Below are 22,316 nucleotides of genomic sequence, written 5' to 3' on the forward strand. Positions count from 1 at the left end.
ATGCAGAGCACCGTGCCGCGCGGGCCGAGCGTGTAGGTGTTGCGCTCGCCGGTCGGGCCGGGCAGCACCGCGGTCGCGCCGGCCAGCACGCGCGACAGGTAGCCTTCGCAGCGCGCGGCCAGCGCGGCCTCGCGCTGTTCGATCAGCCAGTCGCGCAGCGCGGCCAGGGCCGACGCCGGATTATCACCCGACTCGCCCTCCACCGGCGCATCCACCACCAGCGAGGCCTCCAGCGACTTCGGCAGGCCCGCCGGGCGCGTGGCCAGCAGGCGCTGCAGGTAGAGCGCGCCGCCGGCCTTGGGACCGGTACCGGACAGTCCCTCGCCGCCGAACGGCTGCACGCCCACCACGGCGCCCACCACGTTGCGGTTCACGTAGATGTTGCCGACATGGGCGCGGCCGATCACATGGGCGATGGTCTCGTCGATGCGCGTATGGATGCCGAGCGTGAGGCCGTAGCCGGTCGCGCGCACCTGCTCGAGCAGCTTGTCGAGCGCGCTGCGGCGATAGCGCACCACGTGCAGCACGGGGCCGAACACCTCGCGCTTGAGCTCGTCGATGCTGCCGATCTCGATCAGCGTGGGCGGCACGAAGGTGCCCTGCGCGCAGCCGTCCGGCATCGGCAGCTGGGTGACCGGGTGGCCTTTTTCCTTCATCGCGGCCACGTGGGCATCGATGCCGCGCTTGGCGTCGGCGTCGATCACCGGGCCGACGTCGGTCGAGAGGCGATCGGGGTTGCCGAGCGCGAGCTCGTGCATGGCGCCCTTGAGCATGGTCAGCGTGCGGTCGGCCACGTCGTCCTGCAGGCAGAGCACACGCAGCGCCGAGCAGCGCTGGCCGGCCGAGTCGAAGGCCGAGTTCAGCACGTCGGCCACCACCTGCTCGGCCAGCGCGGACGAATCCACGATCATCGCGTTCTGGCCGCCGGTCTCGGCGATCAGCGGGATCGGCTTGCCGTCCGGGTCCAGGCGCGCGGCCAGCACCTTGTTGATCAGGCGCGCGACCTCGGTCGAGCCGGTGAACATCACCGCGCGCGTGCGCGGATCGCCCACCAGCGCGGCACCGACCGTCTCGCCGTCGCCCGGCAGCAGTTGCACCGCGCCGGCCGGCACGCCGGCCTCGCGCAGGATGCGCACGGCCTGCGCGGCGATCAGCGGGGTCTGCTCGGCGGGCTTGGCCAGCACCGTGTTGCCGGCGGCCAGCGCGGCCGCCACCTGGCCCATGAAGATCGCCAGTGGGAAGTTCCAGGGGCTGATGCAGACCACCGGGCCGAGCGGGCGATGCGTGTCGTTGGAGAACTCGTCGCGGATCTGCGCCGAGTAGTAGCGCAGGAAGTCGATCGCCTCGCGAATCTCGGCCACCGCGTTCGGCAGCGACTTGCCGGCCTCGCGGATCACCAGGCCCATCAGCGTGTGCATCTGCGCCTCGAGCAGGTCGGCGGCGCGCGCCAGGCAGTCGGCGCGATCCTCGACCGGCGTGGCCTGCCAGATCGGCGCGGCCGACACGGCATGCGCGAGCGCGGCACTGACCTGCTCGGGCGTCGCCTCGCTGACGGTGCCGACCACGTCGCGCAGGTCGGCCGGGTTGCGGACCTCGCGCGCCGGCGCGTCGGACAAGGCCTCGTCGGCCAGCAGCGGCGCGGCGCGCCACGGATGATGCGCGCTCGTCAGCAGTGCCGAGGACAGCGAGGCGAGGCGATGTTCGTTCGACAGGTCGAGGCCCATCGAGTTGGCGCGCGAATCGCCGTAGAGCTGGCGCGGCAGCGGGATCTTCGCGTGCGGCGCGCCGAGCGGGACGATCCTGGCGGCTTCCTCGACCGGATCGGCCACCAGGTCCTTCACGGCCACCGCCTTGTCGGCGATGCGGTTCACGAAGGAGGTGTTGGCGCCGTTCTCGAGCAGGCGGCGCACCAGGTAGGCGAGCAGGGTTTCGTGGGTGCCGACCGGCGCGTAGACGCGGCACGGGCGGTTCAGCTTGTCGCGGCCCGTCACTTCCTCGTACAGCGGCTCGCCCATGCCGTGCAGGCACTGGAACTCGTACTGGCCCGGGTAGTAGTTCTGGCCGGCCAGGTGGTAGATCGCCGAGAGCGTGTGCGCGTTGTGCGTGGCGAACTGCGGATAGACCGCGTCGGGCGCGCCGAGCAGTTTCTTTGCGCAGGCCAGGTAGGACACGTCGGTGTAGATCTTGCGCGTGTAGACCGGGTAGCCCTCCAGGCCGTCGACCTGGGCGCGCTTGATTTCGGAGTCCCAATAAGCGCCCTTCACCAGGCGGATCATCAGGCGGTGGCGGCTGCGGCGCGCCAGGTCGATCAGGTAGTCGATCACGAACGGGCAGCGCTTCTGGTAGGCCTGCACCACGAAGCCGATGCCGTTCCAGCCGGCCAGGTCCGGATCGAAGCAGAGCGCCTCGAGCAGGTCGAGCGAGAGCTCCAGGCGGTCCGCTTCCTCGGCGTCGATATTGAGGCCGATGTCGTAGCGGCGCGCCAGCAGGGCCAGCGCGCGCACGCGCGGCAGCAGTTCGCTGATGGTGCGATCCTGCTGCGCGCGCGAGTAGCGCGGATGCAGCGCGGACAGCTTGATCGAGATGCCCGGGCCTTCGTAGATGCCGCGGCTGCCGGCGGCCTTGCCGATCGCGTGGATCGCCTGCTCGTAGGAGGCGTAGTAGCGCTGCGCATCCTCCTCGGTGGTGGCGGCCTCGCCGAGCATGTCGTAGGAATAGCGGAAGCCGCGCGCCTCGTACTTGCGGCTGTTGGCCAGCGCCTCCGAGATCGTCTCGCCGGTCACGAACTGCTCGCCCATCAGGCGCATCGCCATGTCGACGCCCTTGCGGATCAGCGGTTCGCCGCCGCGGCCGATCAGGCGCGTGAGCGCGGAGGACAGCCCGGCCTCGCTGTTGGTGGTGACCAGCTTGCCGGTGATCATCAGCCCCCAGGTGGCCGCGTTGACGAACAGCGAGGGCGCGTGGCCGACGTGCGAGCGCCAGTCGCCCTTGCTGATCTTGTCGCGGATCAGCGCGTCGCGCGTGGCGCGATCGGGGATGCGCAGCAGCGCCTCGGCCAGGCACATCAGCGCCACGCCTTCCTGGCTCGACAGCGAGAATTCGTGGATCAGCCCTTCGACGCCGCCGCCGGAGCTCTTGCTGCGCAGCGTCTCGACCAGCTTGGCGGCCAGGTTCTGCGCGTCGGCCGACAGGTTCGCGCTGAGGCGGGCCTGGCCGATCAGGAAGGGCACGCACTCGGGCTCGGGGCGACGATAGGCGGCCGTGATCGCGGCGCGCAGCACCGATTGCGGCTGCACGCTCTGCGCGAATTCGAGGAACGGGTGGGGCGCGCCGTCGTCGTTGTCGGCATGGCTGTCGGCGAGTTCGGCGAAACCGCTGCGACCCGACAGCTCGGCCGGAAGCTGGCCGTGCTCGATCTTCTCGAGGTACGCGAAGATCGCTTGTTTGATCAGCCAGTGGGGGGTGCGCTCCAGGCGCGCGGCGGCGTCCTTCAGACGCGAACGGAGCAGATCGTCGACTTTGACGCCTAGGGTGGTGCTTGCCATGATTCCTTGTGTGCCGGTACTTGGCCGGCGGTCGCGTGGATAAGACTCGCGGAATCCTATGCCACACAATAAAAAGGTGCAACCGAATCGCGAGTTCGGTTGCACCTTTGCAAAATACTTTGAAATCAATGCATTAGAGCATCGCAACCGGTCCACGCCAAGCACTAGGGTGATCGGTATTTTCCCTTAGGACGGGTGAGCGTCTGGCGCGGATTTTTTGGTGCACCGGAATGGGGAATTGGTGTTTTGGGAAGTACCTCGCACGGCGGCGAGGCGAGTGCTCGCTACGCGGTGATCGACCTCGCGCCTTGCCTGTCGTGGGTTCCGGTTTGATTCCGGCGCATCGCGAAGCAGGCGAAATGTGGGCCCACGGCAGCATCGAAGGCAGCCGGCGCGACCTGGAAAACGTCCGGGAAGCCCGCTGGTTGCACCACTTCGATGCATGCGCTCCCGTCGCGCAAACCGGCTCGGGAAGGCCTTGGCGGCGCGTCGCTCAGATGTCGAGCGGGTCCACCTCGACGCTCCAGCGCAACACGCCCTTCAATTCGCGCAGCCGCGGTTGCCACGCCGCCAGCACGTGTTGCAACACCGCGCGCGAGGCGCTTTCCACCAGCAGTTGCGCGCGGTGCACATGGAGCACCTTCACGATCGTCATCGGCACGGCGTCGTAGACGGTCACGCGCTCGGCGCCGGGCAGCGCCGCCAGCTCGGCCGCGCCCGCCTGCAGGAAGGCCAGCGCGGCCTCCAGGGTGCGCCCCTCGGCGCGCAGCAAGGCCTGGTAGACGAAGGGCGGCAGGTGCGCGTCGCGGCGCTCGGCCAGCGTCGAGCCGGCGAAGCCGACGTAATCGTGCCGCGCCAGCGCGTGATAGAGCGCGTGGCGCGGATAACGCGTCTGGATCAGCACGTCGCCGGGCAGCCCGGCGCGGCCCGCGCGGCCGCTGACCTGCATCAGCTGCGCAAACAGGCGCTCGGTGGCGCGGAAGTCGTGCGAGAACAGGGCGGTGTCGGCATTGAGCACGCCGACCAGCGAGACGCGCCGGAAGTCGTGCCCCTTGGCGATCATCTGGGTGCCCACCAGGATGTCGACCTCGCCGGCATGGACGTCGGAGAACAGCGCCTCGGCGCTGCCCTTGCGGCGCGTGCTGTCGGCGTCGATGCGCAGGATCCGCGCGCCCGGCACCGCCTCGGCGAGCGTCTCCTCGACGCGCTGCGTGCCGCGCCCGAGCGGCGCGATATCGACATTGCCGCACTCGGGGCAGTTGTGCGGGATCCGCGATTCCCAGCCGCAATGGTGGCAGCGCAGCGCGCGCTCGGGCTTGTGCAGCACCACGTAGGCGCTGCAGCGCGGGCAGCCGGCCACCCAGCCGCAGGCGTCGCAGGCCAGCGCCGGCGCGTAGCCGCGCCGGTTCAGGAAGATCAGGCTCTGCTCGCCGCGTTCGAGCCGGCCCTTGAGCGCGGCCACCAGCGGCCCAGACAAGCCGCCGATCGAGGCGCGGCCGCGCCGCCGCTCCTCCTCCAGGTCGACCAGCCTGACGGTGGGCAGCACCGCGTCGGCCACCGCGCGGCGCGACAGCGTGAGCCGCGTGTAGCGGCCCTGCTCGGCCTGCCACCAGCTTTCCAGCGAGGGCGTGGCCGAGCCCAGCACCACCGGGATCTCGAGCCGCTTGGCGCGCCATACCGCGAGGTCGCGCGCCGAGTAGCGCAGGCCTTCCTGCTGCTTGTAGGCGGGCTCGTGCTCCTCGTCGACCACGATCATCGCCAGCGACGGCAGCGAGGCCAGCACCGCCAGGCGCGTGCCGAGCACGATGCGCGCGCGGCCGGTATGCGCGGCGAGCCAGTGTCGCGCGCGCTCGCCCTCGGCCAGCCCGCTGTGCAGCGTGACGATCGCGCCGGGCGGCAGCACCGCGGCGAAGCGCGCGCGGAACGCGGCCTCGAACTGCGGCGTCAGGTTGATCTCGGGCACCAGCACCAGCGCCTGCGCCTCGGGTCGCGTGGACAGCAGCGCCGCCAGCGCACGCAGGTAGACCTCGGTCTTGCCGCTGCCCGTCACGCCGTGCAGCAGGAAGGGCGCGAAGCCGCGCGCGGCCTCGATCGCTTCCAGCGCGTCGGCCTGCTCGGCGGTGAGGGCCGGCGGCACAGGCGCGACGATCGAGTTATCCACCGCTTGTCCACCGACGTCGGCCGCGGCGATCTCGATGCAGGCGGCCCAGCCCGCCTCGCACCAGGCGTCGAGCGTCGCTTGCGCCTTGGGATGCAGCGCGCGCAGTTCGGGCAGGGGGAGGGAGGGGTTGTCGAGCAGCGCCTGCGCGAGCCGGCGCAGCGCCGCGGCGCGCGCGGGCAGCGCATCGGGCAGGGCATCGCGGCCGGCGGGCGAGAGCTGGTAGCGGATCTCGGGCGCCAGCAGGCGGCCCCAGCGCTCGGCGTCGCGCAGCGCCTGCGGCAGCGCCGGCAGGGCAACCTCGCCGCGGCCGCGCTGATAGTAATCGGCCGCGAAATCGACCAGGTCGAGCCAGTCGCCGGCCAGCGGCGGCAGCTCGCCGCAGATCGCGGCGACCTCGCGCAGGCGATTCTCGGGCACCTCGGTGTGAGTGGCGACTTCGCAGATAAGCCCCACCACCAGCCGCTTGCCGAACGGCACCTGCACCAGCATGCCGACGCGCGGCGGCAGCGCGCCGCGATAGCGGTAATCGAATAGCGTCGCTAAAGGATGATCGAGCGCGACGCTCACGTAGAGGGCTTCGCTCATTGGCCGCCCGGCGCGCCGGCAGGCGCGATCGACGGCCGGCGCACGGCCGGCGACGCGAAGTTAAAGTAAAACATCACTTTCGGCGCTAAGTTTCGGATTCTCATTAAGAATCAGTGGAAGCCGATCCTTCCTGTGGATAACTTTGTTGAGAACTCGTGCTTGACTGTCCCGGAATGGCTTCCCCGCGTGCCGATCACTGCTTTTTGATACATCGGAGTCCTTGTCGCCGAGCCTTATCCAGCAAGGCTGCTATCCGATTTCCGGCGCAATAGCGTGGACGTTTTGTCGACGCGGCGCTCTACCGCGCCGCAACGTGCAAAATGTGTATAAGTCAAGTCTTGACAAGCCGGGAAGTGCCGATCGACGGGCGCTTGCGCCCCGATTCGCCCGGCCGGCGCAAACCGGAATCGCTGCGACGCAGCATCCCGGCTTCGATTCGACGCGCCGATCAGGCCCTGTCCTGCCCGCGCCAGGTAGCCCGGGCGAGCAGGTGGAAAGCCCCGCCAACGCGCCGCCCGCGCGACTTCCTCAGCCCAGCGAACCCGCGCGCAGCGTGCGGCTATGGCGATGCACCTCGTCGACCAGCTCGGCGACGCTTTCCGGCGGCGTGAACTGCGAGATGCCGTGGCCGAGGTTGAACACATGGCCGGGATGGTTGCCGTAGCTGTCGAGCACCGCGCGCGCTTCCATGCGGATCGTCGCCGACGGCGCGAACAGGATGTTCGGGTCGAGGTTGCCTTGCAGGGCCACCGCGCCGTTCACGCGCTCGCGCGCGCGGCCGAGGTTGACGGTCCAGTCCAGGCCCACCGCGTCGACGCCGCTGGCGGCGATCTCCTCGAGCCACAGCCCGCCGCCCTTGGTGAAGGTGATCACCGGTACCTGCTCACCGTCGTGCTGGCGCTTGAGCTTGGCCACCACGCGACGGATCGGGTCCAGCGAGAGGCGCTGGTAGGCGCCGTCGGCCAGCGTGCCGCCCCAGGTGTCGAAGATCATCACGGCTTGCGCGCCGGCTTCGATCTGCGCGTTCAGGTAGGCCGCCACCGCATCCACGTTGACATCGAGGATCCGCTGCATCAGGTCCGGCCGCGCATAGGCCATCGACTTCACGGTGCGGAAATCGTCCGAGCCGCCGCCCTCGACCATGTAGCAGGCGAGCGTCCAGGGGCTGCCCGAGAAGCCGATCAGCGGCACCCGCTGGCGGCCCTGCGCGTCGGTCAGCGCGCGTCGGATCTCGCGCACCGCATCGGTCACGTAGCCCAGCGTCGCGCCGATGTCGGGCACGGCCAGCCGCGCCACGTCGGCCTCGGTGCGCACCGGGCTGGCGAACTTCGGCCCCTCGCCGGCCTGGAACTCGAGGCCCAGGCCCATCGCGTCGGGGATCGTCAGGATGTCGGAGAACAGGATCGCGGCGTCGAGCGGGTAGCGCTCGAGCGGCTGCAGCGTCACCTCGGTCGCGTAGTCGGGATTCTTGGCCAGGCCCAGGAAGCTGCCGGCGCGCGCACGCGTGGCGTTGTACTCGGGCAGGTAACGGCCTGCCTGGCGCATCAGCCAGATCGGCGTGTAGTCGGTCGGCTCGCGACGCAGCGCGCGCAGGAAGGTGTCGTTGAGCAGGTTATGAGCCACGGTATGAGCGACGAAGCGGGTGCAAACGCGCATTCTACCGGAGCCGCCCGCCGCCGGCCGCGCGACGGCTTCGCGGGACCGGCGCGCGCCGCTATCATCGGGGACCGATGCGCGCCGCCCGTGCCCCGGAGCCGGCGCCGCATTCCAGCACTCGCCACCAGAAAACCCCGTTTGGAGACATCGATGATCCCGGCCCTCATTCCGGCGCGCTTCCGTGCACGCGCAGTCGCGTCCTGCCTTGGCTTTGGCATCGCCTGCGCGGGCGCCACGGCCTTCGCGGCCAGCCCCGCCGAGCCGATCGCCAACGCGGCCGGCGCGGCGCCCGCCGCCGCCTCGCGGCTCGACGAAGTGCTCGCGCGCGGCGTGCTGCGCGTGTGCACCACCGGCGACTACCGCCCTTATTCGTATTACCGGCCCGACGGCCGCTTCGAGGGCATCGACATCGACCTGGCCGAATCGCTGGCGCGTTCGCTGAAGGTGCGCACCGAGTACGTGAAGACCAGTTGGCGCGCGCTCACCGACGATTTCGTGGCGCGCTGCGATATCGCCGTCGGCGGCATCTCCACCACGCTCGATCGCCAACAGCGCGCCTTTTTCACGCGCCCGACCATGCAGGACGGCAAGACGCCGATCGTGCGCTGCGCCGACGTGGGCCGCTACCAGAGCGTCGCCCAGATCGACCAGCCGGCCACGCGCGTGATCGTCAACCCGGGCGGCACCAACGAGCGTTTCGCCAGGCAGTACCTGGGCCACGCGCAACTGAGCGTGCATCCCGACAACGTGACGATCTTCCGGGAGATCCTCGACGGCCGCGCCGACGTGATGGTCACCGATGCCTCGGAAACGCTCTGGCAGCAGAAGCTCAATCCCGGGCTCTGCTCGGTCCACCCCGAGCAGCCGTTCCAGTTCGGCGAGAAGGCCTACATGGTTCCGCGCGGCGACGTGGTGTTCCAGCAATACGTCGACCAGTGGCTGCATCTGGCCCGCGAGACCGGCGAATTCCAGGCCGTGACGGACAAATGGCTCAAGTAGGGGCGCGGCCGGCGTTTCGGTGTCTTACGACGCGGCGCGCCGGTTACACCCGGGGCGGCAAGGCTTACCGGACCGGGTAGTCCAGCCGGCCATCGGTGCCGCCGCCGGGCCCGGCGGGGCACCGAACCGGCCCGCAAGGCGGCAGGAAGTCGGCTGTAGCCGGATTGATGCACCATCGCGAGGATATTCGTCCGGGAAATCGGGGATTATCCGAATGCAGGAAATACCAGTTTTGCCGGCTTGTCGGCCTTATTCTGGCGTTTGGCGAAAACACAAAAAAACACACAAAATGATGGCCGGAAAATACGGTAAAAAAACCCCGCTTTAAACTCCGACAGAAAGTAAAAAATCCCGGAGAGCCTTATCTGGCGGGCGTTACAACCTGATACACTTTGTTACCGCCAGCCCCGATCAATTCGCCCACAATGGCTCTCACGGTTTCAACACGGATGCGGTCTTTCTTGTGCCTTGTGTGAGCGGATACGAAGCACGCTGAATAGTCCGTCGGTCTCGTACCGAATCCCTTCCCAGGGGCATCCTTGTTGGAATCGTGATCGGCTCATGCCGATTGCTTCCACCTTTGGTCTCCTCGCGCTAACCCCGTAGCGTGTGGTTTTTAGCGGGCTAATAAGCCCGCTTTTTTTCGTCCATAGAAAACGCAAACGCTCCCGCGTCAGGCCGTTTTCTGCTCCGTCAGCCGCAGTTCGTCGATCATCGCGTCGCGCATCACGAACTTCTGCACCTTGCCGGTCACCGTCATCGGCAGCGCCTCCACGAATCGCACGTAGCGCGGCACCTTGTAGTGGGCGATCTGCCCGCGGCAGAAGTCGCGCAGCTCCTCCTCGTCCATCGCCTCGCCGGCGCGCAGCACGATCCACGCGCACACTTCCTCGCCGTACTTCGGATCAGGCACGCCGAACACCTGCGCGCTCTGGATCTTCGGGTGACGAAACAGGAATTCCTCGATCTCGCGCGGATAGATGTTCTCGCCGCCGCGGATCAGCATGTCCTTGAGGCGCCCGACGATATTGCAGAAGCCTTCCTCGTCGAAGGTGGCCAGGTCGCCCGTGTGCATCCAGCCGTCGACGATCGCGCGCCGCGTGAGCGCCTCGTCGCCCCAGTAGCCCGCCATCACCGCGTAACCGCGCGTGCAGAGTTCGCCGGTGGCGCCGACCGGCACGATCGCGCCCTCGGCATCGACGATCTTCGCCTCCAGGTGCGGCTGGATCCTGCCGACCGTGGTGGTGCGCTTCTCCAGCGTGTCGTCGGTGGTGCTCTGGAACGAGACGGGGCTGGTTTCGGTCATGCCGTAGGCGATGGTGACCTCGGCCATGTGCATCTCGGCCACCACGCGCTTCATGGTCTCGATCGGGCAGGGCGAACCGGCCATGATGCCGGTGCGCAGCGTGCCGAGGTCGAAGCGCTTGAATTCGGGGTGGTCGAGCTCGGCGATGAACATGGTCGGCACGCCCTGCAGCGCCGTGCAGCGCTCGGCCTCGACGGCGGCCAGGGTGGCGAGCGGATCGAAGGCGGCGCCGGGAAACACCATCTTCGCGCCGACCGACACGCTGGCCAGCACCGACAGCACCATGCCGAAGCAGTGATAGAGCGGCACCGGAATGCACAGCGCGTCCTGTTCGGTGAGCCGCATCACCCGCGCGATCGCGCGCGCGTTGTTGACCACGTTGCGATGCGTGAGAGTCGCGCCCTTCGGGCTGCCGGTGGTGCCGCTGGTGAACTGGATATTGATGGGATCGGTGTCGGCCAGGCCCGCGCCGAGCACGTCGAGGCCCGCGTGCTCGCGCAGCGTGCGCCCGTGCGCGAGCACGTCGTCGAAGCGCAGCATGCCGGCCGGCGGCGCCTCGCTCATCGACACCACCGCGCGCAGCGCGGGCAGGCGCGCCGCATGCAGGGCGCCCGGCGCGCAGTCGTCGAGCTCGGGCGCGAGCGTGCGCAGCATCTGCGTGTACTGCGAGCTCTTGAACGAATCGGCCGCCACCAGCATCTTGCAGCCGACCAGGTTCAGCGCGTATTCGAGCTCGGCGAGCCGGTAGGCGGGGTTGATGTTGACCAGGATCGCGCCGATCCGCGCGGTAGCGAACTGCGTGAGCAGCCACTCGACGCGATTCGGCGCCCAGATGCCGACGCGCTCGCCGGGCGCGATGCCGAGCTCGATCAGCGCCGCGGCCAGCGCATCGACCTCGTCGCCGAACTCGCGCCAGCTCCAGCGCACGTCCTGCTCGCGGAATACCACGGCCGGCCGATCGGGGAAACGCGCGATGGCGGCGGCCAGGAAATGGCCGATGGTGTCGTGGCTGAGTGGCACGTCGGTCGTGCCTCGCACGTAGGAAAGGCCGTCGTGCGGCGCGATTCCCGCAGGGCGGGAGCCCTGGCCAGCCTGGTCGCCCGGATTCGAAGCCTGGTTTGCCGTCGTCGTCATTGCCATCTCCGAGTAGGTGCGGTGAGCCGGCTCATTCTGCACCGGCTGACAATCGGCTGACATCGGGGTTAGCGCGGCCCGCGTCTCGCGGCAGCGGAGGCGGGGCGAAAACCCGGACGAAAAAAAAGCAGCCCGGAGGCTGCTTCTTCCTGCCGGTGCGCGAGGCACCGACGCTTCAGTTCTTGCTGCGGATCTTGGCAAGACGCTGGATCGCCTCGAGCTGCGCCATCGCCGTGGCGAGTTCCGACTGCGCCTTCGCGAGGTCGATATCCGACTTCGCGTTCTGCAGCGTTTCCTCGGCACGACGCTTCGCTTCCTCGGCCTTCGCGGCGTCGAGATCCCGGCCGCGAATCGCGGTGTCGGCGAGCACGGTCACGGCGCCCGGTTGCACTTCGAGAATGCCGCCGGCGACGAACACGAATTCGTCCTGACCGCCTTCCGATTCGATGCGCACCGCGCCCGGACGAATCCGGGTGATGAGCGGCGTGTGGCCGGGCAGAATGCCCAACTCACCCGATTCGCCCGGCAGCGCGACGAACTTCGCCTGGCCCGAGAAGATTTCCTCTTCCGCGCTGACGACGTCTACTTTGATGGTTGCCATATGGACTCCTGTCGACGGACCCCGGCGCTGGCGCGCCGCTGCCCGTCCCATGCACGGCAGGTCGAGCGTGTTGCAGGCAGCGCGCCTCGCGCAAGCGCTCCAGCCGAAATCGACCGAAGCGCCGGCGCAGGCGGCACGCGCCTGCCACTCACCCTGACCTTACTGGATCTTCTTGGCCTTCTCGAAGGCTTCGTCGATCGTGCCGACCATGTAGAACGCCTGTTCCGGCAGGTGGTCGCACTCGCCTTCGACGATCATCTTGAAGCCACGGATCGTTTCCTTCAGCGGCACGTACTTGCCCGGCGCGCCCGTGAACACTTCCGCGACGTGGAACGGCTGCGACAGGAAGCGCTGGATCTTCCGTGCGCGGGCGACCGTCTGCTTGTCTTCCGGCGAAAGTTCGTCCATGCCCAGGATCGCGATGATGTCGCGCAGTTCCTTGTAGCGCTGCAGCGTCTGCTGCACGCCGCGCGTGATGGTGTAGTGCTCTTCGCCGATCACGTTCGGGTCGATCTGGCGCGAGGTCGAGTCGAGCGGATCGACGGCCGGGTAGATACCCAGCGAGGCGATGTCACGCGACAGCACGACGGTGGCGTCCAGGTGGCCGAAGGTGGTGGCCGGCGACGGATCGGTCAAGTCATCCGCCGGAACGTACACGGCCTGCACGGACGTGATCGAGCCGGTCTTGGTCGACGTGATGCGTTCCTGCAGCTTGCCCATTTCCTCGGCCAGCGTCGGCTGGTAACCCACCGCCGACGGCATCCGGCCCAGCAGTGCCGACACTTCGGTACCGGCCAGCGTGAAACGGTAGATGTTGTCGACGAAGAACAGCACGTCGAGGCCTTCGTCACGGAAGTGCTCGGCCATCGTCAGGCCGGTCAGCGCCACGCGCAGACGGTTGCCCGGCGGCTCGTTCATCTGGCCGTAGACCAGCGCGACCTTGTCCAGCACGTTGGAGTCCTTCATCTCGTGGTAGAAGTCGTTCCCTTCACGGGTACGCTCGCCCACGCCCGCGAACACGGAGTAACCGCCGTGTTCCTTCGCGATGTTGTTGATGAGCTCCATCATGTTGACGGTCTTGCCCACGCCGGCGCCGCCGAACAGGCCGACCTTGCCGCCCTTGGCGAACGGGCAGACCAGGTCGATCACCTTGATGCCGGTTTCGAGCAGTTCGGTCGACGGCGACAGTTCGTCGAACGCCGGTGCCTTCTGGTGGATCGAGCGCTGATGCTCGCTCTCGATCGGGCCGGCCTCGTCGATCGGACGACCCAGCACGTCCATGATGCGGCCGAGGGTCGGCTTGCCGACCGGCACCGAGATCGGCTTGCCGGTGTTCTTCACCGCCACGCCGCGGCGCAGGCCGTCGGAGGCACCCAGACAGATGGTGCGGACGATGCCGTCACCCAGCTGCTGCTGGACTTCGAGCGTCAGTTCCGAGCCATCCAGAGTGAGCGCGTCGTAGATCTTCGGCATGCTGTCGCGCGGGAATTCCACGTCGATAACGGCGCCGATGCACTGTACGATCTTGCCTTCTACCAAAGCAGTAGTACTCATCGCTTTTCCTTTCAATACCTGATTCTTTACTCGCGCAAGGGCGCAGTTTCGAGGCAACGGTCGCTGAGCCGCTTACACCGCGGCGGCACCGCCGACGATCTCCGACAGCTCCTTCGTGATCGCGGCTTGCCGGCTCTTGTTGTACGACAGCTGAAGCTCGCTGATCACGGTCTTCGCATTGTCGGACGCAGCCTTCATCGCGACCATTCGCGCCGATTGCTCGGACGCCATGTTTTCCGCCACTGCCTGGTACACCAGCGCCTCGACGTAGCGCACCAGCAGCTCGTCGACCACCGCCTGCGCATCCGGTTCGTAGATGTAGTCCCACGAGGTCTTGGGCGTACCGTCCGCGCCGTTCTCGAAGTGCTCGGCCGACAGCGGCAGCAGCTGCTCGATCACCGCTTCCTGCTTCATCGTGTTGATGAAGCGCGTGTAGGCGATGTAGACGGCCGACAGCTTGCCTTCCGAGTACGCGTCGAGCTGCACCTTCACGGCACCGATCAGCTTGTCCAGGTGCGGCGTATCGCCGAGCTGGACGACCTGCGAGACCACCTTGCCGCCGAAGCGGTTCAGGAAGCCGAGGCCCTTGTTGCCGATCGCGGTGGCCTCGAACTTCTGGCCCTGCTTCTCGAGTTCCTTCAGCTTGCTCACCGTCGTGCGCAGCACGTTGGTGTTCAGGCCGCCGCACAGACCCTTGTCGGTCGTGACGAGGATCAGGCCAGCCGTCTTCGATTCCTCGTTCGCCACCATGAACGGGTGGCGGTATTCCGGGTTCGCGCGGCTCATGTGCGCGGCGATCGCGCGGACCTTGTCGGCATAGGGACGGGCAGCGCGCATGCGTTCCTGCGCGCGGCGCATCTTCGATGCCGCGACCATTTCCATCGCCTTGGTGATCTTGCGCGTGTTCTGCACGCTCTTGATCTTGCCGCGGATTTCCTTCATTCCAGCCATTGCTTGCTCCTTGACCGAAGCGATGCCTCAGCGCTCACGCGCATGGCATCGCCTCGAGGTGTCCCTCGCGGATCAATAGGCGCCCGACTTCTTGAAGGACTTCAGCGCTTCGTGCAGCGCGCCGTCGTCTTCCTTCGACAAAGCCTTGGTGTCTTCGATACGCTTGATCAGGTCGGCGTGGCTGGTCTTCAGGTACTCGCGCAGGCCCTTCTCGAAGGCGAGCACGTCCTTCACCTCGATGTCGTCGAGGTAGCCGTTGTTCGCCGAGAACAGCGCGACGGCCAGTTCCCAGACCTGCAGCGGCTGGTACTGCGGCTGCTTGAGCAGTTCCGTGACGCGGCGGCCGCGCTCGAGCTGCTTGCGCGTGGCGGCATCCAGGTCCGAGGCGAACTGCGCGAAGGCAGCCAGCTCGCGGTACTGCGCCAGGTCGGTACGGATACCGCCCGAGAGCTTCTTCACGACGTTGGTCTGCGCGGCGCCGCCGACTCGCGACACCGACACGCCGGCGTTGATTGCCGGACGGATGCCCGCGTTGAACAGGTCGGTTTCCAGGAAGATCTGGCCGTCCGTGATCGAGATCACGTTGGTCGGCACGAAGGCCGTGACGTCGCCTGCCTGCGTTTCGATGATCGGCAGGGCCGTCAGCGAACCGGTCTTGCCCTTCACTTCGCCGTTCGTGAACTTCTCGACGTACTCTTCCGAGACGCGCGCGGCGCGCTCGAGCAGACGCGAGTGGAGATAGAACACGTCGCCGGGATAGGCTTCGCGGCCCGGCGGGCGGCGCAGCAGCAGCGAGATCTGGCGATAGGCCCAGGCTTGCTTGGTCAGATCGTCATAGATGATCAGGGCGTCTTGACCGCGATCGCGGAAGTATTCGCCCATCGTGCAGCCGGCGTACGGCGCGAGGTACTGCATCGCGGCCGAATCCGAAGCCGAGGCCGACACCACGATGGTGTATTCCATCGCGCCGGTTTCCTCGAGCTTGCGCACCACGTTCATGATCGACGAAGCCTTCTGGCCGATCGCGACGTAGATACAGACGAGGTCCTTGCCCTTCTGGTTGATGATCGTGTCGAGCGCCACGGCGGTCTTGCCGGTCTGGCGGTCGCCGATGATCAGCTCGCGCTGGCCGCGGCCGATCGGCACCATCGCGTCGATCGACTTCACGCCGGTCTGCACCGGCTGCGACACGCCATGACGCCAGATCACGCCCGGAGCGATCTTCTCGATCGCGTCGGTGGCCTTGGCGTTGACGGGGCCCTTGCCGTCGATCGGGTTGCCGAGCGCATCGACCACGCGGCCGATCAGTTCGGGACCGACCGGCACTTCCAGAATGCGACCCGTCGTCTTGACGATGTTGCCTTCGGAGATGTGGCCGTAGTCGCCCAGGATCACCGCGCCGACCGAGTCGCGCTCGAGGTTAAGCGCGAGGCCGAAGGTGTTGCCCGGGAATTCGAGCATTTCGCCCTGCATCACGTCCGACAGGCCGTGGATGCGCACGATGCCGTCCGTCACGGAGATCACGGTGCCCTGGTTGCGAACGTCCGCGCTCGCTTCAAGGCCCTGGATCCGGCTCTTGATCAGCTCGCTGATCTCAGAGGGATTGAGTTGCATATTCGCTCCTGATGTTCAATTCTGTTGCGTGCCGGCTGCGGCGCTCAGGCGGTCAGTGCGCTTTGCATGCTGACCAGCCGCGCGCGCACCGAGGTGTCGAGCACTTCGTCGCCGACCGTCACGCGCACGCCGCCGATCAACGACGGGTCGACCTCGACCGTCGGCTTCAGCTTGCGTGCGAATTTCCGTTCGAGGCTCGCGAGCAGCTCGGCGAGCGGCGCGCCTTCGAGCGGAAACGCGCTGACGATCTGCACGTCGGCGGCGCCTTCGCGCGCATTCTTCAGCGCCTCGAATTGCACGGCGATCTCCGGCAGCAGCACGGTGCGGTGATTGTCGACCAGCATCCGCACGAAGTTCTTCGCTTCCGTGCCGCTCGCCAGCGGCGACTTCACCGCGGCAACCAGCAGTTCGACGACCTGTTCGCGCCCGACCTTCGGGTTGGACGCGACAGACTGGACTTCGGGCAGTTGCGCAACCTGGGCCAGCTCCTTGACGAGGGTGGACCAGGCGGCGACGTCACCAGCCTCGGCCACGCGAAACAGCGCTTCTGCGTAAGGGCGGGCGATGGTTGCAAATTCGGCCATGATCAGAGCTCGGCTTTCAGTTGATTCAGCAGTTCGGCGTGGGCCGCCTGGTCGACTTCGCGCTTCAGGATCTGTTCGGCGCCCTTGACGGCCAGCGTCGCGACATCCGCGCGCAGCAGTTCACGGGCCTTCACGATTTGCTGTTCGGCGTCGGCCTTCGCCTGGGCGACGATGCGGGCCGCTTCGGCCTGCGCGTTCGCCTTGATTTCGTCCGCGACGGCGATCGCGCGCTTTTCGGCGTCGGCGATGCGTTGCTGTCCGTCGGTACGGGCTTGCGCGAGCTCCTGGTCAGCGGCCTTGTGCGCCGCTGCGAGTTCCGCCTTGCCCTTTTCCGCTGCGGCGAGACCGTCGGCAATCTTCTTCGCGCGTTCGTCGAGTGCGTTGATCAGCGGCGGCCACACGAACTTCATCGTGAACCACGCGAGGATCAGGAACACGACCATTTGCGCAAACAGGGTTGCGTTGAGATTCACGGTGTTTCCTTAGTCTGCTATCCGGGAAAAAGAAACGGTAAGGCGCTCATCGAGTTGCATCCGATCAGCGCCCGGTCTCCGTTCCGCCCTGCGCCCGCCATGCGGGCGCAATATTTCCGGGGAACCTTAGCCTGCGAGCTTCGACAGGAGCGGGTTCGCGAACGCGAACAGCATCGCCACGCCAACGCCGATCAGGAATGCCGCGTCGATCAGGCCAGCCAGCAGGAACATCTTGGTTTGCAGCGGGTTGATCAGCTCGGGCTGACGTGCGCAGGCTTCGATGTACTTGCCACCCATCAGGCCGATACCGATACAGGCGCCGACGGCACCCAGGCCGATGATGATGCCGATACCGATAGCGGTCAGACCCTGGATGTTGGCGATGAAAGCTTGCATGATCACTCCTATGTGAAAAGACTTGGAACTAGAGATTTAAAAACGAAAAACGAAGACTCTTCTACCGGACGCCCGCTCAGTGCGATTCGTGCGCCTGGCCGAGATACACCAGCGTCAGCATCATGAAGATGAATGCCTGCAACAGAACAATCAGGATGTGGAAGATTGCCCAGACGCTGCCCGCGATCACGTGACCGACGAAGCCGAGAACCGTCGCGTCGCCGCCGAAGCTCCACATGCTGCCCAGCAGAGCGATCAGCAGGAACACCAGCTCACCCGCGTACATGTTGCCGAACAGCCGCATGCCGAGCGAAACGGTCTTGGCGACGTATTCGACGATGTTCAACGCAAGGTTCGGGATCCACAGCAGCGGGTGCGCGCCGAACGGTGCCGAGACCAGCTCGTGCGCGAAGCCGCCGACGCCCTTGATCTTGATGCTGTAGTAGAGCATCAGGATGAACACGCCGAGCGCGATGCCGAGCGTGCCGTTCAGGTCGGCGGTGGGGACGATGCGGTGATTGGGGATCACGCCGGCCAGGCCCAGCGCGCCGATCACGCGGCCCGGGAGGTCGACGGGGAGGAAGTCGAGGGAGTTCATCAGCAGCACCCAGACGAAGACCGTCAGGGCCAGCGGCGCGATGAAGGTGCGGTTGCCGTGCACCACCGCCTTCGATTGATCCTCGACCATCTCGACGATCATCTCGATCAGGCACTGGAAGCGGCCCGGCACGCCCGGCGTGGCCTTGCGAGCAGCAAGGCGCAGCACCAGGATGGTCACGAGACCACAGACGATCGACCAGAACAGCGTATCGAGATTCCACACATGGAAGTCGACGATCGACGTCTGATGCGAGGAGGTGAAGTTCTGCAAGTGGTGCGCAATGTACTCGGACGGATCCAGAGCGTGCGTGCCTTCGCTAGCTGCCATAGTCGTTAATGCCACCCAATTGTCGAAAATCGTTGTTTTACGTATTACCGCAAGAAATTATTGCGGGAACACGAGAGCGCAACCTCGAGTCGAACTGCGATACTTGCACACGCTGCGCCGCGTATGCGTCGAAATCCGACATCGATTTGCCGCAAGATGCTTTACCGCCAGGCGAGTGCGAGCCAGTAGGTCTTCAGTGCGACGAGATAGGTGACGAGCAGCGGCACCCAGTGCACGTCCGGGAACCGGAGCGCCACCGCGGTGAACATCGCAATCGTCACGCCCAGCTTCAGCGCCTCGCCGAACATCCAGCCCATCACGGTGTTCGCACCGCCGAATCTCAGTCTCGCTGCAAACACCGCACTCGGTACCCAGCCGATCGCTCCGCCCAGCATTGCCGATTGCGCAGCGGCACCCGGCGACTTTGAAAACAGCCACCACGCCAGCGTTGCAACCAGGGACAAGACCACCTGTGCGATCACCACCCGAAACGGGGTGACGCGAGATGGCCGGCTCACGTCCGGACCGAACAGCGCTTCAGCCTCGGCCCGCGTGAGCGGAACGATATTGTTATCCTGCTGCCCGGCTTCCCAATCGTCTTCCGCGTGTGGAACACCGTGCCGCTGCACGCCAGCGACCTGCTGCGCGTGGCGATGATCGTCGTGCCTGTCTTCCGGCGCTTGACCCGCCATCTTCGTCTTCCGCTAAATCGCCGTAAGCCTTCAGCTTTCAAAAAGCCTTCGGGCTGGCCGTGCTAACAAATCCGAGCGATTGTAAGCGATACCCGCAAGCGATTCAAGGTTTTGCAGGCGACAAAAACACCACGAAATCGCGGCGAGTTGCGTGGAAAATCGCGTCAATTTCCGACGTCAGACAACAGTTGTAAGGTGCTCGGCACGCGCACCTTACAGCTTGTTTTCGTTCCGCTTCGGCAGACGAAACACCGAACGCGACAGCTAGACGAAATGCAACCAGAGCCCGCCGATCGCGAAGGCGATCAGGCCGAAGGGAATGCACACCAGATGGAACGGCCCCCAGAGGCCCGGCGTCTTCGCCAGGCGCACCGCGATCAGGTTTGCCAGCGAGCCGACCGCGAAACCGAAACCGCCCACGCTGACGCCGAAGGCGAGCGCGCGCCAATCACCGCCGAACTCGGAAAGCAGGATCGCCGCCGGCACGTTGCTGATGCCCTGCGACAGCACCGCGCCCGCCGTATAAAGGCGCAGCGGCGCGTCCAGGCCGAGCCCGGCCACCGTGTCGTGCACCACCGGCAAGGCCGCCGCGCTGCGCAGCACGATGAACATCAGCACGAAGATCAGCAGCAGCAGCCAGTCGATGCGCAGCACCGCGTCGCGCCGGATCGCCAGCAGCAGCACCGCCACCGCGATCACGCCCGGCACCGCGTAGTGCGCGTCGGCGGCCAGCACGAAGCCCGCGAACAGCACCGCCGCGGTGATCGCGAGCGGCCGGCGCACCGCGTGCGCCTCGGTGTCGCCCGAGAAATCGAGCGGTTTTGAACGGAACATGCAAGCTGCCAGCAAGAGCAGCATCAGCATCGTGATCAGCGCGAGTGGTCCCAGCTCGAGCACGAAGCGACCAAATGACGCACCACTGCGCTGCCAGAGAAACAGGTTCTGCGGATTGCCGAGCGGCGTGGCGATCGAGCCGGCGTTGACGGCGATCGCCAGGCAGATCACCAGCCGCTTGAATGGCAGGGGCGTGAGCCGTTGCAGGGACACCACCAGCGGCACCGCCACGAACAGGGCAACGTCGTTGGTGAGCCAGGTGGCGAGCACGGCCGCGAACACGATCAGCAGCATCGCCAGCGAGCGCTCGCTGCGCACGTGATGCACGATGCGATGCGCGAGCCACATCAGGAAGCCCGACAACTCCAGCGCCTTGGTGACCATCAGCAGGCCGGCCAGCGTGGCGACGGTCTGCCAGTCGACCAGCCGCGCGAGCGCGAGCGCCGGTTGCGGCCGCGCGACCTGCAGCACCACCAGGGCAAGGACGAGGATCGACAGCACCGGCTCGTTCGCGACGAAGGCGAACCAGCGGCGCGGGGCAAGCCACCCGCGAACTTCGCTCATCGGCGCCTCAGGCTGCGATATTGCCGCGCAGGCGCAGGAGGATGCCCTCGAGCGCATCGAGATCGCCGAAGTCGATCGTCAATTGCCCGCGGCCGCGGCGGCCGAGCTTGATCTTCACGTTCGAGGCCAGCATGTCGGACAGCTCCTCCTCGAGGCGCCGCGTGTCGCGCCCGCCGTCGTCCTTGGCCTTGGCCTTCAGGGCGGGCGCTTCCTTGGTGGTCTGCGCGACCAGCTTCTCGGTCTCGCGCACCGACAGGCGGCGGTTCACCACCTGGTGAGCCAGCGTGATCTGGGTAGCCGCATCGACGGCCAGCAGCGCGCGCGCGTGGCCCATGTCGAGATCGCCGGCCAGCAGCATGGTCTGCACCGGCGCGGCCAGGTTCAGCAGGCGCAGCAGGTTCGACACGGCGCTGCGCGAGCGTCCCACCGCCTCGGCGGCCTGCTCGTGCGTGAAGCTGAATTCGTCGAGCAGGCGCTGGATGCCATGCGCCTCCTCGAGCGGGTTGAGATCCTCGCGCTGGATGTTCTCGATCAGCGCCATCGCGGCGGCGGCCTGGTCGGTCACCTCCTTGATCAGCACCGGCACCTCGGCGAGCCCGGCCAGGCGCGCGGCCCGGAAGCGGCGCTCGCCGGCGATGATCTCGAAGCGCTCGGCGCCGATCGGGCGCACCAGGATCGGCTGCATCACACCCTGCGCACGAATGCTGGCCGCGAGCTCCTGCAGCGCGCCCTCGTCCATGCGCGTGCGCGGCTGGTACTTGCCGGCCTGCAGCTTGTCGAGCGACAGCGTGTTCAGCGCGCCCTCGATCTTCACCGATTCGGTGATGTCGGCGCTGCCGCCGAGCAGGGCTTCGAGCCCGCGTCCCAGACCTTTCTTCTTCGCTACCGCATTCATCGCATTTCCCTCGTTTGCTGGTCCGTTGGCACGACGCGTCAAAGCGCCCTCACCCGCTCGATCATTTCCGCGCCGAACTGCAGGTACGCCTGCGCGCCGCGCGAGGCGCGGTCGAACACCACGCCCGGCAGCCCGTAGCTGGGCGCCTCGGCAAGCCGCACATTGCGCGGAATCACGACATCGAACACCTTGTCGCCGAAGTGCGCCTTCAACTGGTCGGACACCTGTTGCTGCAGCGTGATGCGCGGATCGAACATCACGCGCAGCAGGCCGATCACCTTCAGGTCGCGATTCAGGTTCGCGTGGATCTGCTTGATGGTGTTGACCAGGTCGGACAGTCCTTCCAGCGCGAAGTACTCGCACTGCATCGGGATCACCACGCCGTGCGCCGAGCACAGCCCGTTCAGCGTCAGCAGCGACAGCGCGGGCGGGCAGTCGATCAGCACGAAGTCGTATTGATCCGCGACCTTCTCGAGCGCGGCCTTCAGCTGGCGCTCGCGATTCTCGACGCCGACCAGCTCGATCTCCGCGCCCGCCAGTTCGCGATTCGCCGGCAGCACGTCGTAGTCGAGCGACTCGGGGCGCACGCGCGCCTGCTCGATGCTCACGCCATCGACCAGCACCTCGTAGACGGTCGACTCGCAGGCCGCCTTGTCGATGCCGCTGCCCATGGTGGCATTGCCCTGCGGGTCCAGATCGATCAGCAATACGCGCTGCTGCTGGGCAGCGAGACTCGCGGCGAGATTGACTGTCGTCGTCGTCTTGCCGACGCCCCCCTTCTGGTTGGCCACGCAGAAGATTTTTGCCATCGTTGGTTCGTCCCTCTTTTTTAAGACATCGGGCG

General features: G+C 66.8%; 17 protein-coding genes. 1 reads left to right on the forward strand and 16 read right to left on the reverse strand.

The genetic code is table 11. The annotated features are described in order from the left end of the window. The 3 genes from putA to hemE form a co-directional block, all read right to left on the reverse strand. Positions 1-3,545, reverse strand: a 3,545-nt coding sequence (gene putA, locus F3J18_RS10410) for a trifunctional transcriptional regulator/proline dehydrogenase/L-glutamate gamma-semialdehyde dehydrogenase (protein WP_166912769.1), incomplete at its 3' end; no start/stop codon positions are given. Between the two features lie 493 nt (positions 3,546-4,038). Then, positions 4,039-6,291, reverse strand: a complete 2,253-nt coding sequence (locus F3J18_RS10415) for a primosomal protein N' (protein ID WP_166912770.1) — start codon at positions 6,289-6,291, stop codon at positions 4,039-4,041. Between the two features lie 528 nt (positions 6,292-6,819). Beyond that, the gene (gene hemE, locus F3J18_RS10420; RefSeq protein ID WP_345891759.1) at positions 6,820-7,914 is read right to left on the reverse strand and encodes a uroporphyrinogen decarboxylase; all 1,095 of its coding nucleotides are present in this window, start codon (positions 7,912-7,914) and stop codon (positions 6,820-6,822) included. A 183-nt stretch (positions 7,915-8,097) separates the two neighbouring features. Between hemE and F3J18_RS10425 the strand changes: the two genes are divergently transcribed. Beyond that, positions 8,098-8,946, forward strand: coding sequence for a transporter substrate-binding domain-containing protein (locus F3J18_RS10425; protein ID WP_152554330.1), 849 nt, complete (start codon positions 8,098-8,100; stop codon positions 8,944-8,946). A 673-nt stretch (positions 8,947-9,619) separates the two neighbouring features. On the opposite strand, the gene F3J18_RS10430 is transcribed toward F3J18_RS10425, so the two are convergent. The 13 genes from F3J18_RS10430 to F3J18_RS10490 all read right to left on the reverse strand — a co-directional run bounded on the left by F3J18_RS10430 (position 9,620) and on the right by F3J18_RS10490 (position 22,281). Next, entirely contained in the window at positions 9,620-11,386 is a 1,767-nt protein-coding gene (locus F3J18_RS10430; protein WP_166912772.1) for an AMP-binding protein, read from the reverse strand. A gap of 175 nt (positions 11,387-11,561) precedes the next feature. Further along, positions 11,562-11,987 carry a F0F1 ATP synthase subunit epsilon gene (locus tag F3J18_RS10435; protein WP_013696176.1) on the reverse strand — a complete coding sequence of 142 codons (426 nt, stop codon included), beginning with the start codon at positions 11,985-11,987 and terminating at the stop codon, positions 11,562-11,564. Positions 11,988-12,146: 159 nt separating this feature from the next. After that, positions 12,147-13,541, reverse strand: a complete 1,395-nt coding sequence (atpD, locus tag F3J18_RS10440; protein WP_017917924.1) for a F0F1 ATP synthase subunit beta — start codon at positions 13,539-13,541, stop codon at positions 12,147-12,149. Positions 13,542-13,613: 72 nt separating this feature from the next. After that, positions 13,614-14,492, reverse strand: coding sequence for a F0F1 ATP synthase subunit gamma (atpG, locus tag F3J18_RS10445; protein ID WP_025097719.1), 879 nt, complete (start codon positions 14,490-14,492; stop codon positions 13,614-13,616). 72 nt (positions 14,493-14,564) lie between these two features. After that, positions 14,565-16,106 (reverse strand): F0F1 ATP synthase subunit alpha, encoded by a 1,542-nt coding sequence (atpA, locus tag F3J18_RS10450; protein ID WP_013696173.1) that lies wholly within the window; start codon positions 16,104-16,106, stop codon positions 14,565-14,567. A gap of 44 nt (positions 16,107-16,150) precedes the next feature. Further along, positions 16,151-16,690 (reverse strand): F0F1 ATP synthase subunit delta, encoded by a 540-nt coding sequence (locus F3J18_RS10455; RefSeq protein WP_060004443.1) that lies wholly within the window; start codon positions 16,688-16,690, stop codon positions 16,151-16,153. Between the two features lie 2 nt (positions 16,691-16,692). Beyond that, the gene (locus F3J18_RS10460; RefSeq protein ID WP_013696171.1) at positions 16,693-17,163 is read right to left on the reverse strand and encodes a F0F1 ATP synthase subunit B; all 471 of its coding nucleotides are present in this window, start codon (positions 17,161-17,163) and stop codon (positions 16,693-16,695) included. Positions 17,164-17,289: 126 nt separating this feature from the next. After that, on the reverse strand, positions 17,290-17,559 hold the full coding sequence (atpE, locus tag F3J18_RS10465) for a F0F1 ATP synthase subunit C (RefSeq protein WP_013696170.1): 270 nt from the start codon (positions 17,557-17,559) through the stop codon (positions 17,290-17,292). 76 nt (positions 17,560-17,635) lie between these two features. After that, a complete protein-coding gene (gene atpB / locus F3J18_RS10470) occupies positions 17,636-18,487 on the reverse strand; it encodes a F0F1 ATP synthase subunit A (RefSeq protein ID WP_025097717.1) in 852 nt (283 codons plus the stop codon). A 161-nt stretch (positions 18,488-18,648) separates the two neighbouring features. Continuing rightward, positions 18,649-19,179 carry an ATP synthase subunit I gene (locus F3J18_RS10475; RefSeq protein ID WP_013696168.1) on the reverse strand — a complete coding sequence of 177 codons (531 nt, stop codon included), beginning with the start codon at positions 19,177-19,179 and terminating at the stop codon, positions 18,649-18,651. Between the two features lie 264 nt (positions 19,180-19,443). Further along, positions 19,444-20,577 carry an SLC13 family permease gene (locus F3J18_RS10480; RefSeq protein WP_046580203.1) on the reverse strand — a complete coding sequence of 378 codons (1,134 nt, stop codon included), beginning with the start codon at positions 20,575-20,577 and terminating at the stop codon, positions 19,444-19,446. 7 nt (positions 20,578-20,584) lie between these two features. Further along, on the reverse strand, positions 20,585-21,472 hold the full coding sequence (locus tag F3J18_RS10485; protein ID WP_013696166.1) for a ParB/RepB/Spo0J family partition protein: 888 nt from the start codon (positions 21,470-21,472) through the stop codon (positions 20,585-20,587). Positions 21,473-21,510: 38 nt separating this feature from the next. Continuing rightward, on the reverse strand, positions 21,511-22,281 hold the full coding sequence (locus tag F3J18_RS10490) for a ParA family protein (RefSeq protein ID WP_013696165.1): 771 nt from the start codon (positions 22,279-22,281) through the stop codon (positions 21,511-21,513). Between the last annotated feature and the right edge of the window lie 35 nt (positions 22,282-22,316).

It is taken from the genome of Burkholderia sp. Ax-1720, assembly GCF_011753035.1.
GTDB classification, from domain to species: Bacteria; Pseudomonadota; Gammaproteobacteria; order Burkholderiales; family Burkholderiaceae; genus Burkholderia; species Burkholderia gladioli.